Raw genomic sequence first — 13,425 nt, forward strand, 5'->3', positions numbered from 1 at the left:
CTCCGCGGTCATGCCGGCCGTCAGCATCGGTTGGTTTCATGGCGTCCAAGCCCCTCCCGCCCGACAAACAGAAACTCGCCACGGAAGAGGCGGTCGAGCTCGACGACAAGCTTGTCCCCGTCAAGCCGGACCTCGAAGACGACGAGGACGACGAAGACGAGGAGGATGACGAGCTGGAGCTCGACGACGACGATGAGGACGAGGAGCTCGTCGTCTTTACCGCGCGCGAGGCCGCAGGCGCGCTCGCGACCATCCTGGGTTTCGTCAAGCCGTTCCTGTCCAACTACAAGCGGATGCTGTCATTCGTGGCGTTCGGCGTCTGCGTCGAGACGCTGTTCAACGTCATCATGCCGCTCAGCCTGAAGTACCTGATCGACGACGCGCTCGGCGAGGAGGATTTTCAGGCGCTCTACAAGATCCTCGGCGTGCTCGCGGTCGCCGGCATCTTCACCTCGGTCGTGGCGGTCTGGTACGAGCGCTGGGACGCCAGGCTGGCTGCCTGCATCATCTCCGACGTTCGCAAGCGCCTGTTCGAGCATGTCCAGGACCTGCCGGCGGCCTATTTCGGCCGCACCAAGCGCGGCGAGATCCTGTCGCGCTTTTCCGTCGACCTTTCGGCCTTCGAGGGCTCGGTCAAGACCTTCGCCAACAGTGCGGCGCTGCCGTTCCTGGAATTGATCGCCGGCATCATCCTGATGGTGTTCCTGAACTGGCAGCTCGCCGCGGTCGCGCTGCTGGTGTTCCCGATCACGCTGATCGGGCCGCGCATCCTCACCCCGAAGGCGGTGCAGGCCAATTACGAGCAGAAGCAGAACGAGAGCGCGCTGCTCGGCATGGTGCAGGAGAACGTTGCCGCGCAGGCCGTGATCAAGGCGTTCAGCCTGCAGCGCAAGATGTTCGGCTTCTTCACCTTCCGCAACGACGAGACCCGCCGCAAGATCGCTTCGGCTGCGTTCCTGTCGACCATGGTGGAGCGGACGGTCACCATTTCGGTGCTGCTGCTGCACCTCGTCGTGCTCGCGATCGGCGCGTATCTGGCGACCAAGGGCCAGATCACCATCGGCACCTTCGTCACCTTCGAGAGCGCGTTCTGGGAGGTCTCCTACAACATCGCCCACGTGATGCACTTCATCCCGGTGTCGATCTCCTCGGCCGCCGCGATCCGCCACATGCAGGAGCTGCTGGACGAGCCGACACGCGGCGCCGATCGTCCCGGCGCGCCCGACCTGCCGCGCATCACCAACGACATCACCTTCGACCACGTGACGTTCCAGTACGAAGGCAGTCAGACGCCGGTACTGGACAATCTCAGCCTCAAGCTCAACGCCGGCAAGCGCATCGCCATCGTCGGCCCCTCGGGCTCGGGCAAGAGCACGCTGCTCAATTTGATCCTGCGGCTCTACGTGCCCAACGAGGGGCGCGTCGCCATCGACGGCGTCGACGTCCGCAGGGTGACGCTGGATTCGCTGCGCCGGAGCATGGCGGTGGTGTTCCAGGAGAACATGCTGTTCAACATGTCGATTCGCGAGAACATCCGGCTCGGCAAGGAGGGCGCGACCGACGAGGAGGTGGAGGACGCCGCCAAGAAGGCCGAGATCCACCGCTATATCATGAGCCTGCCGCAGCGCTACGACACGCCGGTCGGCGAGCGCGGCGATACGCTGTCGGGCGGCCAGCGCCAGCGCATCGCGATCGCGCGCGCGGTCATCCGTAACCCTTCCGTGCTGCTGCTGGACGAAGCCACCTCGGCGCTCGACCAGACCACCGAGGCCGCGATCAACCGTACGCTGCTGAAGGTCGCGAAGGGGCGCACCATGATCTGGTCGACCCATCGCCTGACCTCCGTGGTCGAGATGGACGAGATCATCGTGATCTCTGGGGGCAGGGCGATCGAGCGCGGCTCGCATGCCGACCTGCTCGCCAGGAACGGCACCTATCGCAAGCTGTGGAACGACCAGATCCACCAGCCGCATGGCGCCGTGGCTCAGGCCGATGACGACAGCGACGATGACGACGAGGATGAAGACGACCTCGACGAGGATGATGAGGACGAGGACGACGACGACGAGGAGGCGTGACCGAGGAAGTTCGGCTCCAGATGAATTGCTCCGCCGAGCGGCCGCACCAAGCCTTGAACTGACCAAGCGATGAAGCGCGCCCAGCGCAGCGCGGTCCAGTAGGGACTCGTCGCGGTCGAGACTGAGCGGAACTCGAACGCCTTCGCCGCCGACCATTGGTCGCAGGCCCGCTTGACCGGATCGGAGTAGAAGGTGGCGATCTTGTCCGCATCCATCCCGTCGGAGGCGAGCCAATCCGGGATATGGACGTTGCAGAGCCGCTCAACGTCGGTGAAGACCTTGTCGCAGCCGGTGCCGGCGGCGGGGCACGAGGTCGAGAACGCATCGCCCACCAGCACGAGGCCGGGCTGGCCGCTTGCGTCGTTCACATAAAGGTCGACCGGACGGATCTTGATCTCGCCGGCGATGTCGAAGGCGCCGGTGATGCGCTTGAGCCGGGGCAGGGCGGCGTCCAGCGTCTCGGCTGGCGCGCGGCGCAGCTCGCGCAGCCAAGGGTCGTCGAAGCCGCGATAGACGAACAGATTGGCGCGCATCCGCGGACCGGTCGGAAACAGCGTGATGTAGGGGATTCGGTCGCTCGGCCGTTCCGAGAAATAGGTCAGCGCCGGGAAGTCGAACGAATTCCGCCCCGCCGGCACCACGTCGAATCCGACCGAGATCGAATGGCAGGCGCTGATGACTTTTCGCGCGATGCCGAGCTGGTGGCGCAGGCCGACGTTCAGGCCGTTGGCGAGCACGACGAGTCGGGCCGAGATCGTCTCCTCATTGGAGAGCGTGATCTTTTGGCGCTCCGGGCTCGTCGAGAGCGAGACCGCCTTGGCGCAGATGCGCTCGACGCCGGCAGGAATCTCGTCGCGGACCGCGTTGACGAGCGAATCGTAAAGGATGTTGAATTGCCGACTCGGCGCCTTGTCGAGCAAACGGCCGAAGCGGGCGATCCAGTTTTCGCCGGCAAAGGTTGCGCGGCGCAGCACTGATTCTCCGATTCCGGTCTTCAGGAATCGCTCGAGCTGGACGTGACCACTGAGTTTTTCGACTCGAAAGTCCGCCGGATAGCTCTCATGCGGGTCGATCAATACCGTCGAAATGCCGGCGCGGCCGAGCATTGCGGCGGCGGTCGAACCGGACAATCCCCCGCCGATAATGGCAATGTCGGTGTACCGCATGGTGCAAATCTCTGCCGCAGGCGGCAGATTGACGCATCAACAGGAAAAAAAGCCTTAGCAAGGGTTATAAAAGTACATTTTGCCCGGATATAAATTGTCTCTGGGCTGGTGGAACAGACGTCCGGTCCCCATATCCGACAGGCGTGGTGAGTGCGGGCAAACAGCGATTTCGTCAGGTGGCAGAAGCGTTTTCTGACTGTCGTTTCACCTTGACTTGGCCGACTCTCACTTATAGAAAGCGCCTCACTTAACGACAGGCGGTGAGCATCGCCAGCGTCGGAACGGGCCACCCGTTGATCCGCAAGGATTAGATCTCCAGGGATCGCTAAGACGGGCACCAACCTCGACGAATGCCGCTCAAACGCTGTCGATCATAGCTAGGCAATGCCAGTGCGATTTTAGGTCTCTTGAGCTCGTTCTCTTGAGACCGAATTCGGATGCATGACCTCGGTGCGCGGGCCGCAGCTTTATGCTGATTGGCCTGAAACTGCGGTCCTCTGTGGCGTCGTAACGCTTTCCGCTCGGTGATGGAGCGGTTGGCGCAATTTCGCTTTGTGCGGATTATTCCGTGCGAGGCGACCTCGTCGGGTGGGTGGCCCGAAAAGAATTGCGGTTCCGGCAACGGGCCGCGCCAAGACAGCGGGCCCGGAAGGGGCCGCGGCAGAACAAAGGGTAAGGCCAGGATGCCGACGATCAACCAGCTGATCGCTCAACCGCGTGAAGTGCAGAAGTCGCGCAAGAAGGTGCCGGCGCTGCAGCAGTCGCCGCAGAAGCGTGGTGTTTGCACCCGCGTCTACACCACGACCCCGAAGAAGCCGAACTCGGCGCTTCGTAAGGTCGCCAAGGTGCGCCTGACGAACGGCTTCGAGGTGATCGGCTACATCCCCGGCGAAGGTCATAACCTCCAGGAGCACTCGGTGGTCATGATCCGCGGCGGCCGCGTCAAGGACTTGCCCGGCGTGCGCTACCACATCCTCCGCGGCGTTCTGGATACCCAGGGCGTCAAGAACCGTAAGCAGCGTCGTTCGAAGTACGGCGCCAAGCGTCCGAAGTAAGCGGGAACCAGCTCAATGTCTCGTCGCCACTCAGCGGAAAAGCGCGAAGTTCTCCCGGATCCGAAGTTCGGGAACATCATCGTCACGAAGTTCATGAACTCGGTGATGTACGCCGGCAAGAAGTCGGTCGCCGAAGGCATCGTCTACGGTGCGTTTGGCATCATCGAAACCAAGACCAAGCAGAACCCGCTCGGCGTGTTCGAGCAGGCGCTCGAGAACGTCATGCCGACGATCGAGGTTCGCTCCCGCCGCGTCGGCGGCGCGACCTACCAGGTTCCGGTCGAAGTTCGCTCCACCCGCCGGCAGGCGCTGGGCATCCGCTGGCTGATCTCGGCCGCGCGCGAGCGCAACGAGAAGACGATGACCGAGCGGCTCTCGGCCGAGCTCCTGGACGCATCGAACAACCGCGGGAACGCCGTCAAGAAGCGTGAAGACGTGCACCGGATGGCGGAAGCCAACCGCGCCTTCTCGCACTATCGCTGGTAACGGCGAAACAAACGGACTCGCAAGGAACAGCCCATGCCCCGCCAACATGCCATCGAGGACTACCGTAACTTCGGTATCATGGCGCATATCGACGCCGGCAAGACGACGACGACCGAGCGCATCCTCTATTACACCGGCAAGAGCCACAAGATCGGCGAAGTGCACGAAGGTGCCGCGACGATGGACTGGATGGAGCAGGAGCAGGAGCGTGGCATCACGATCACCTCGGCTGCGACCACTGCGTTCTGGGCCGGTAAGCGCCTGAACATCATCGACACCCCCGGCCACGTCGACTTCACCATCGAAGTCGAGCGTTCGCTGCGCGTGCTCGACGGCGCCGTCTGCGTTCTCGACTCGAACCAGGGCGTCGAGCCCCAGACCGAGACCGTCTGGCGCCAGGGCGACAAGTACAAGGTTCCGCGCATCGTCTTCGCCAACAAGATGGACAAGACCGGCGCCGACTTCTTCAAGTGTCTGTCCGACATCGTCGACCGCCTCGGCGCCAAGCCGATCGCGATCCAGCTTCCGATCGGTGCCGAGAACAACTTCAAGGGGCTCGTCGACCTCGTGAAGATGAAAGGCATCGTCTGGAACGATGAATCGCTCGGTGCGAAGTTCGACTATGTCGACATCCCGGAAGATCTCGTCGAGCAGGCCAAGGAATACCGCGAGAAGATGGTGGAAGCCGCCGTCGAGCTCGACGATGACGCATTGGCCGCCTTCCTCGACGGCAACGAGCCGGACGAAGCGACGCTGAAGCGGCTGATCCGCAAGGCGGTGCTGACCGGTGCGTTCTATCCCGTGCTGTGCGGCTCGGCCTTCAAGAACAAGGGCGTGCAGCCGCTGCTCGATGCCGTCGTCGACTATCTGCCGTCGCCGATCGACGTGCCCGCGATCAAGGGCACTGACGACCACGGCAACGAGGTCGTGCGCAAGGCCGACGACAAGGAGCCGCTCGCGCTGCTCGCGTTCAAGATCATGGACGACCCGTTCGTCGGCACCATCACCTTCTGCCGCATCTACTCGGGCATCCTGCAGAGCGGCACCGGCGTCGTGAACTCGACGCGCGAGAAGAAGGAGCGCATCGGGCGCATGCTGCTGATGCATGCGAACAACCGCGAGGACATCAAGGAAGCCTATGCCGGCGACATCGTCGCGCTGGCCGGCCTGAAGGAAGCGCGCACCGGTGACACGCTGTGCGATCCCGACAAGCAGGTGATCCTGGAGAAGATGGAATTCCCCGAGCCGGTCATCGAGATCGCGATCGAGCCGAAGTCCAAGGCCGACCAGGAAAAGCTGGGCGTGGCGCTGGCGAAGCTCGCCGCGGAGGATCCGTCCTTCCGCGTGTCGACCGACCAGGAGTCCGGCCAGACCATCCTCAAGGGCATGGGCGAACTCCATCTCGACATCAAGGTCGACATCCTCAAGCGTACCTACAAGGTCGACGCCAACATCGGCGCGCCGCAGGTTGCGTTCCGGGAGCGCGTCACCAAGAAGGCCGAGGTCAAGTACACCCACAAGAAGCAGACCGGCGGTACCGGTCAGTTCGCGGAAGTGTCGATCGTGGTCGAGCCGAACGAACCCGGCAAGGGCTACGAGTTCGAGTCCAAGATCGTCGGCGGTGCGGTTCCGAAGGAATACATCCCCGGCGTCGAAAAGGGCCTCAACAGCGTGATGAGCTCTGGTGTCGTCGCGGGCTTCCCCGTGGTCGACGTCAAGGTTCAGCTCGTCGACGGCAAGTACCACGACGTCGACTCGTCGGCGCTCGCCTTCGAAATCGCATCGCGTGCGGCATTCCGCGAAGCGCTGCAGAAGGGCAAGTCCGTCCTGCTCGAACCGATCATGAAGGTCGAAGTGGTGACCCCGGAAGACTACACCGGCTCGGTCATCGGCGACCTGAATTCCCGGCGCGGTCAGATCCAGGGCCAGGACATGCGCGGCAACGCCAACGTCATCAACGCGATGGTGCCGCTCATGAACATGTTCGGGTACGTGAACAACCTGCGCTCGATGAGCCAGGGTCGCGCGACCTTCACCATGCAGTTCGACCACTACGCAGAAGCGCCGGCCAACGTGTCGGCAGAAGTCCAGAAGAAGTTTGCCTGATTGTCGTCGGTCCAGAGCTGACGATTGAACGGAGAGTCAAATGGCCAAAGCAAAGTTTGAACGTAACAAGCCGCACTGCAACATCGGCACCATCGGTCACGTCGACCATGGCAAGACGTCGCTGACGGCGGCGATCACCAAGATCCTCGCCGAGACCGGCGGTGCGACGTTCACCGCGTACGACCAGATCGACAAGGCGCCGGAAGAGAAGGCGCGCGGCATCACCATCTCGACCGCGCACGTCGAGTATGAGACGCAGAACCGCCACTACGCCCACGTCGACTGCCCCGGCCACGCCGACTACGTGAAGAACATGATCACCGGCGCCGCCCAGATGGACGGTGCGATCCTGGTCGTGTCGGCCGCTGACGGCCCGATGCCGCAGACCCGCGAGCACATCCTGCTCGCCCGCCAGGTCGGCGTGCCCGCGCTCGTCGTGTTCCTCAACAAGTGCGACATGGTCGACGATCCGGAGCTCCTCGAGCTCGTCGAGCTCGAAGTCCGCGAGCTGCTCTCGAAGTACGACTTCCCGGGCGACAAGATCCCGATCATCAAGGGTTCGGCGCTCGCCGCTCTCGAAGATTCCGACAAGAAGCTCGGCCACGAGGCCATCCTCGAGCTGATGAAGAACGTCGACTCGTACATCCCGCAGCCGGAGCGTCCGGTCGACCAGCCCTTCCTGATGCCGGTTGAAGACGTGTTCTCGATCTCGGGCCGCGGCACCGTCGTGACCGGCCGTGTCGAGCGCGGCATCGTCAAGGTCGGCGAGGAAATCGAGATCGTCGGTCTGCGCGCCACGCAGAAGACCACGGTCACGGGCGTCGAAATGTTCCGCAAGCTGCTCGATCAGGGCCAGGCCGGCGACAACATCGGCGCGCTGCTCCGCGGCACCAAGCGCGAGGACGTCGAGCGTGGCCAGGTGCTGTGCAAGCCGGGTTCGGTCAAGCCGCACACCAAGTTCAAGGCTGAGGCCTACATCCTCACCAAGGAAGAGGGCGGCCGCCACACCCCGTTCTTCACCAACTACCGTCCGCAGTTCTACTTCCGCACCACCGACGTGACCGGTGTCGTGCATCTGCCGGAAGGCACCGAGATGGTGATGCCGGGCGACAACATCGCGATGGAAGTGCACCTGATCGTGCCGATCGCGATGGAAGAGAAGCTCCGCTTCGCGATCCGCGAAGGCGGCCGCACCGTCGGCGCCGGCGTCGTCGCCTCGATCATCGAGTAACAAGCGAATAGGGAATGGTGAGTGGCGAATAGGGAATTCTATTCGCTACTCGCTACTCGCCACTCACTAGAGAAAGCACGGCAATGAACGGCCAAAACATTCGTATCCGTCTCAAGGCGTTCGACCATCGTATCCTCGATACGTCGACCCGCGAGATCGTGAACACGGCGAAGCGCACCGGTGCGCAGGTCCGCGGACCCATCCCGCTGCCCACCCGCATCGAGAAGTTCACCGTCAACCGTTCGCCGCACGTCGACAAGAAGAGCCGCGAGCAGTTCGAGATGCGTACCCACAAGCGCCTGCTCGATATCGTCGATCCGACCCCGCAGACCGTCGATGCTTTGATGAAGCTCGACCTGGCCGCCGGTGTCGACGTCGAGATCAAGCTCTAAGATTTTTGGATCACGTTCGCGACTAGCGGACAGAAAGAACAGGAAGCACGCCGATGCGCTCCGGAGTGATCGCACAAAAGGTCGGGATGACGCGGGTCTTTACAGAGGCCGGCGAACATATCCCCGTGACCGTGCTGAAGCTCGGCAATTGCCAGGTCGTAGGCCACCGCACTGAAGAGAAGAACGGTTATGTCGCGCTCCAGCTTGGTTCTGGCAGCCGCAAGACCGTGTACATGCCCAAGGCTGAGCGCGGCCAGTTCGCGGTCGCCAAGGTCGAGCCGAAGCGGCAGGTCGAGGAGTTCCGCGTCTCTGCGGATGCCATGATCCCCGTTGGCGCCGAGATCCTCGCCGACCACTTCGTCGTCGGCCAGTTCGTCGACGTCACCGGCACCTCGGTCGGTAAGGGTTTCGCCGGCGGCATGAAGCGCTGGAACTTCGGCGGTCTGCGCGCCACGCACGGTGTGTCGATCTCGCACCGCTCGATCGGTTCGACCGGCGGCCGTCAGGACCCCGGCAAGACCTGGAAGAACAAGAAGATGCCCGGCCATATGGGTGTCGACCGCATCACCACGCTCAACCTTCGAGTCGTTCAGCTCGATGTCGAGCGCGGCCTGATCCTCGTCGAAGGCGCCGTTCCCGGCTCCAAGGGCGGCTGGATCCGTGTGCGCGACGCTGTCAAGAAGCCGCTGCCGAAGGAAGCTCCGAAGCCCGGCAAGTTCAAGGTTGCTGGCGAAGCGGACGCCGCTCCGGCTGCGCAGGAGGCGTGAGATGGAATTGAAGGTCACGACCCTCGAAGGTAAGGAAGCCGGCTCGGTCCAGCTTTCCGACGCCATTTTCGGCCTCGAGCCGCGCCAGGACATCATTGCGCGTTGCGTGCAGTGGCAGCTCAACAAGCGTCAGGCCGGCACTCACAAGGCCAAGGGCCGCGCCGAGATCTGGCGCACCGGCAAGAAGATGTACAAGCAGAAGGGCACCGGCGGTGCTCGTCACGGCTCGGCCCGCGTGCCGCAGTTCCGCGGCGGTGGCCGTGCCTTCGGTCCGGTGGTGCGTTCGCACGCCACCGACCTGCCGAAGAAGGTCCGCGCGCTTGCCCTCAAGCACGCGCTGTCGGCGAAGGCCAAGGACGGCGATCTGCTGGTGATCGACAAGGCCGCGCTGGAAGCCGCGAAGACCAAGGCGCTGCTCGGCCACTTCTCGGGCCTCGGCTTGACCAACGCGCTGATCATCGACGGCGCCGAGCTCAACAACGGCTTTGCCGCTGCGGCCCGCAACATCCCGAACATGGACGTGCTGCCGATCCAGGGCATCAACGTCTATGACATCCTGCGCCGTCAGAAGCTCGTTCTGACCAAGGCCGCCATCGATGCGCTGGAGGCGCGCTTCAAATGACGAAGAACATCGAGCCTCGCCACTACGACGTGATCTTGTCGCCGGTCGTGACCGAAAAGGCGACGATCGCCTCGGAGCACAACAAGGTCCTGTTCAAGGTGGCCGCGAAGGCGACCAAGCCGCAGATCAAGGAAGCGATCGAGAAGCTGTTCGACGTCAAGGTCAAGAGCGTCAACACGCTGGTCCGCAAGGGCAAGACCAAGGTCTTCCGCGGCAATCTCGGCTCGCAGTCGAACAGCAAGCGCGCGATCGTGACCCTCGAAGAGGGCCACCGGATCGACGTGACCACCGGTCTGTAAGGTCGTACGACGATGGCACTGAAAAAATTCAATCCCACGACGCCGGGCCAGCGCCAGCTGGTGATGGTCGATCGTTCGGCCCTCTACAAGGGCAAGCCGGTCAAGGCGCTCACCGAAGGCAAGCACTCCTCGGGCGGTCGCAACAACACCGGTCGCATCACCGTGCGCTTCCGCGGCGGCGGTCACAAGCAGACGCTGCGCATCGTCGACTTCAAGCGCGACAAGGTCGATGCGCCCGCGACGGTCGAGCGGCTGGAATACGATCCGAACCGCACCGCGTTCATCGCGCTGGTCAAGTACGAAGACGGTACCCAGGCCTATATCCTGGCGCCGCAGCGCCTTGCCGTCGGTGATTCCGTCGTTGCCGGCAACTATGTCGACGTGAAGCCGGGCAACGTCATGCCGCTCGGCAACATGCCGGTCGGCACGATCATCCACAACATCGAGGTCAAGATCGGGAAGGGCGGCCAGCTCGCTCGTTCCGCCGGCACCTACGCCCAGCTCGTCGGCCGCGACCACGACTACGTGATCATCCGCCTGAACTCGGGTGAGCAGCGCCTGGTGCACGGTCGTTGCCGCGGCACGATCGGCGCGGTGTCGAACCCGGATCACATGAACACCTCGATCGGCAAGGCCGGCCGTAGCCGTTGGCTGGGCCGCAAGCCGCATAACCGCGGTGTTTCGATGAACCCGATCGACCATCCGCACGGCGGTGGTGAAGGTCGTACCTCGGGCGGTCGCCACCCGGTCACCCCGTGGGGCAAGCCGACCAAGGGCAAGAAGACCCGCAGCAACAAGTCGACCAACAAATTCATTCTCCTAAGCCGCCACAAGCGGAAGAAGTAAGGAACGCCGGACATGGTTCGTTCAGTCTGGAAAGGCCCGTTCGTCGAGGGTTCTCTGCTCAAGAAGGCAGATGCGGCCCGCGCGTCTGGCCGTCACGACGTCATCAAGATCTGGAGCCGCCGCTCGACGATCCTGCCGCAGTTCGTCGGCCTGACCTTCGGCGTCTACAACGGTCAGAAGCACGTACCGGTTGCCGTCAACGAGGAAATGGTTGGTCACAAGTTCGGCGAGTTCTCGCCGACCCGGACCTTCCATGGCCACTCCGGCGACAAGAAAGCCAAGAAGGCTTGAGGATTAAACGATGAGCAAACCTAAGCGCGAACGGAGCCTCGCCGAGAATGAGGCCAAGGCGGTCGCCCGGATGCTGCGGGTGAGCCCGCAGAAGCTCAACCTGGTCGCCCAGCTCATTCGCGGCCGGAAGGCAGCTGCTGCGCTCGCCGATCTGCAGTTCTCGCGCAAGCGGATCGCCGTTGACGTGAAGAAGTGCCTGGAATCGGCTATCGCCAATGCCGAGAACAATCACGACCTCGACGTCGACGATCTCGTCGTGGCGCAGGCCTTCGTCGGCAACGGCCTCGTGATGAAGCGCTTTGCCGCCCGCGGCCGTGGCCGTTCGGGTCGCGTCTACAAACCATTTTCGCAGCTGACGATCATCGTTCGTCAGGTCGAAGCCGAAGCAGCGGCCTAAGGGACGCAGGAGCACACGATGGGTCAAAAGATCAATCCGATCGGTCTGCGTCTCGGCATCAACCGGACCTGGGATTCCCGCTGGTTCGCCGGCAAGCAGGAATACGGCAAGCTGTTGCACGAGGACGTCAAGATCCGCGAGATCCTGCACAAGGAGCTCAAGCAGGCGGCCGTCGCCCGCATCGTGATCGAGCGTCCGCACAAGAAGTGCCGCGTCACCATCCACTCGGCTCGTCCGGGCGTGGTGATCGGCAAGAAGGGCGCCGACATCGACAAGCTTCGCAAGAAGGTCGCGGACATCACCTCGTCCGACGTCGTCATCAACATCGTCGAGATCCGCAAGCCGGAGCTCGATGCGACGCTGGTGGCCGAGTCGATCGCGCAGCAGCTCGAGCGCCGCGTGGCGTTCCGTCGTGCCATGAAGCGCGCCGTGCAGTCGGCGATGCGTCTCGGCGCGGAAGGCATCCGCATCAACTGCTCGGGTCGTCTGGGCGGCGCGGAAATCGCGCGCATGGAGTGGTATCGCGAAGGTCGCGTGCCGCTGCACACGCTGCGCGCCGACATCGACTACGGCGTTGCGACCGCGTTCACGACCTTCGGCACCTGCGGTGTCAAGGTCTGGATCTTCAAGGGCGAGATCCTCGAGCACGATCCGATGGCCCAGGACAAGAGAATGGCCGAAGGCGAGACGGGTGGTAGCGGTGATCGTGGTGGCCGTCAGCGCCGCGATACGGCTGCAGCCTGAGCCAGCACAGGAATTTGAGGGCTTAAAGCCATGATGCAACCTAAGAAAACGAAGTTCCGGAAGGCGCACAAGGGCCGCATCCACGGCGTTGCGTCTTCGGGCGCGACGTTGGCCTTCGGCCAGTTCGGCCTGAAGGCGACCGAGCCTGAGCGCGTCACCGCGCGCCAGATCGAAGCAGCTCGCCGCGCGCTGACCCGCCACATGAAGCGTGCCGGCCGCGTCTGGATCCGCGTGTTCCCCGACGTTCCGGTGTCGAAGAAGCCGGCCGAAGTCCGCATGGGCTCCGGCAAGGGTTCGCCGGAATTGTGGGTCGCGCGCGTCAAGCCGGGCCGGGTGCTGTTCGAGATCGACGGCGTCAACACCCAGACGGCGCGTGAGGCGCTGACCCTGGCGGCCGCCAAGCTGCCGATCAAGACGCGCTTCGTCGAGCGCATTGCGGAGTAATGGCCATGGCACAGATGAAGATCGAAGACATCCGCGCGATGAGCCCCGACCAGCAGGATGATGCCATCCTGAACCTGAAGAAGGAGCGCTTCAACCTGCGCTTCCAGCGCGCCACCGGGCAGCTCGAGAACACCTCGCGCCTGCGCGAGGCTCGCCGTGACATCGCCCGGATCAAGACCGTCGCCGCGCAGACGCGCGCGAAGAAGAAGTAAGAGGCTTACGAAGATGCCGAAACGTACTTTGCAGGGCGTGGTCGTCAGCGACAAGCAAGCCAAGACCATCGTGGTGCGGGTCGACCGCCGCTTCACGCACCCGATCTACAAGAAGACGATCCGCCGTTCGAAGAACTATCACGCGCACGACGAGAGCAACGAGTTCAAGCCGGGCGACATGGTGTGGATCGAGGAATCGAAGCCGATTTCGAAGTTGAAGCGCTGGGTCGTGATCCGGGGCGAACACAAGAAAAGCGCCTGATCTGTTGGCTTTAGCCGACCGACTTCA

Annotated in this window: 17 protein-coding genes; 16 read left to right on the forward strand and 1 reads right to left on the reverse strand. The window is 63.3% G+C overall.

Features of this window, described 5'->3' with window-relative positions:
* Window positions 1–38: 38 nt before the first annotated feature.
* The gene (locus BJ6T_RS21060; protein WP_014494493.1) at window positions 39–2,078 is read left to right on the forward strand and encodes an ABC transporter ATP-binding protein; all 2,040 of its coding nucleotides are present in this window, start codon (window positions 39–41) and stop codon (window positions 2,076–2,078) included.
* On the opposite strand, the gene BJ6T_RS21065 is transcribed toward BJ6T_RS21060, so the two are convergent.
* Complete coding sequence (locus tag BJ6T_RS21065) at window positions 1,985–3,244, reverse strand: FAD-dependent oxidoreductase (protein ID WP_014494494.1); 1,260 nt, start codon at window positions 3,242–3,244, stop codon at window positions 1,985–1,987. The genes BJ6T_RS21060 and BJ6T_RS21065 overlap by 94 nt on opposite strands.
* Window positions 3,245–3,927: 683 nt before the next feature.
* Between BJ6T_RS21065 and rpsL the strand changes: the two genes are divergently transcribed.
* The 15 genes from rpsL (at window position 3,928) to rpsQ (ending at window position 13,398) form a co-directional block, all read left to right on the forward strand.
* Window positions 3,928–4,299 (forward strand): 30S ribosomal protein S12, encoded by a 372-nt coding sequence (gene rpsL, locus BJ6T_RS21070; protein WP_007603006.1) that lies wholly within the window; start codon window positions 3,928–3,930, stop codon window positions 4,297–4,299.
* Between the two features lie 15 nt (window positions 4,300–4,314).
* Window positions 4,315–4,785: a 30S ribosomal protein S7 gene (gene rpsG, locus BJ6T_RS21075; RefSeq protein ID WP_027520967.1), complete on the forward strand. Its 471-nt coding sequence runs from the start codon at window positions 4,315–4,317 to the stop codon at window positions 4,783–4,785.
* 33 nt (window positions 4,786–4,818) lie between these two features.
* Window positions 4,819–6,891 (forward strand): elongation factor G, encoded by a 2,073-nt coding sequence (gene fusA / locus BJ6T_RS21080; protein WP_014494496.1) that lies wholly within the window; start codon window positions 4,819–4,821, stop codon window positions 6,889–6,891.
* A 40-nt stretch (window positions 6,892–6,931) separates the two neighbouring features.
* Window positions 6,932–8,122, forward strand: a complete 1,191-nt coding sequence (gene tuf, locus BJ6T_RS21085) for an elongation factor Tu (protein WP_014494497.1) — start codon at window positions 6,932–6,934, stop codon at window positions 8,120–8,122.
* A gap of 83 nt (window positions 8,123–8,205) precedes the next feature.
* Window positions 8,206–8,514, forward strand: a complete 309-nt coding sequence (gene rpsJ / locus BJ6T_RS21090) for a 30S ribosomal protein S10 (RefSeq protein WP_002712302.1) — start codon at window positions 8,206–8,208, stop codon at window positions 8,512–8,514.
* A gap of 53 nt (window positions 8,515–8,567) precedes the next feature.
* On the forward strand, window positions 8,568–9,281 hold the full coding sequence (gene rplC, locus BJ6T_RS21095) for a 50S ribosomal protein L3 (protein ID WP_014494498.1): 714 nt from the start codon (window positions 8,568–8,570) through the stop codon (window positions 9,279–9,281).
* Window position 9,282: 1 nt separating this feature from the next.
* Window positions 9,283–9,903, forward strand: coding sequence for a 50S ribosomal protein L4 (gene rplD / locus BJ6T_RS21100; RefSeq protein WP_011088150.1), 621 nt, complete (start codon window positions 9,283–9,285; stop codon window positions 9,901–9,903).
* Window positions 9,900–10,202, forward strand: a complete 303-nt coding sequence (locus BJ6T_RS21105) for a 50S ribosomal protein L23 (protein WP_008136362.1) — start codon at window positions 9,900–9,902, stop codon at window positions 10,200–10,202. Before rplD ends, BJ6T_RS21105 begins: the two co-directional genes overlap by 4 nt.
* A gap of 12 nt (window positions 10,203–10,214) precedes the next feature.
* A complete protein-coding gene (gene rplB, locus BJ6T_RS21110; RefSeq protein WP_014494499.1) occupies window positions 10,215–11,048 on the forward strand; it encodes a 50S ribosomal protein L2 in 834 nt (277 codons plus the stop codon).
* Between the two features lie 12 nt (window positions 11,049–11,060).
* Window positions 11,061–11,339, forward strand: a complete 279-nt coding sequence (gene rpsS / locus BJ6T_RS21115) for a 30S ribosomal protein S19 (protein ID WP_008136357.1) — start codon at window positions 11,061–11,063, stop codon at window positions 11,337–11,339.
* A gap of 10 nt (window positions 11,340–11,349) precedes the next feature.
* A complete protein-coding gene (gene rplV, locus BJ6T_RS21120) occupies window positions 11,350–11,736 on the forward strand; it encodes a 50S ribosomal protein L22 (protein WP_008136353.1) in 387 nt (128 codons plus the stop codon).
* Between the two features lie 18 nt (window positions 11,737–11,754).
* Window positions 11,755–12,480 carry a 30S ribosomal protein S3 gene (rpsC, locus tag BJ6T_RS21125; RefSeq protein ID WP_014494500.1) on the forward strand — a complete coding sequence of 242 codons (726 nt, stop codon included), beginning with the start codon at window positions 11,755–11,757 and terminating at the stop codon, window positions 12,478–12,480.
* Between the two features lie 30 nt (window positions 12,481–12,510).
* Window positions 12,511–12,924 carry a 50S ribosomal protein L16 gene (gene rplP, locus BJ6T_RS21130; RefSeq protein WP_008136349.1) on the forward strand — a complete coding sequence of 138 codons (414 nt, stop codon included), beginning with the start codon at window positions 12,511–12,513 and terminating at the stop codon, window positions 12,922–12,924.
* 5 nt (window positions 12,925–12,929) lie between these two features.
* Window positions 12,930–13,136 (forward strand): 50S ribosomal protein L29, encoded by a 207-nt coding sequence (rpmC, locus tag BJ6T_RS21135; RefSeq protein WP_011088144.1) that lies wholly within the window; start codon window positions 12,930–12,932, stop codon window positions 13,134–13,136.
* Window positions 13,137–13,149: 13 nt separating this feature from the next.
* A complete protein-coding gene (gene rpsQ / locus BJ6T_RS21140) occupies window positions 13,150–13,398 on the forward strand; it encodes a 30S ribosomal protein S17 (RefSeq protein ID WP_007603028.1) in 249 nt (82 codons plus the stop codon).
* Window positions 13,399–13,425: the final 27 nt, after the last annotated feature.

This window comes from Bradyrhizobium japonicum USDA 6 (genome assembly GCF_000284375.1).
GTDB lineage: Bacteria > Pseudomonadota > Alphaproteobacteria > Rhizobiales > Xanthobacteraceae > Bradyrhizobium > Bradyrhizobium japonicum.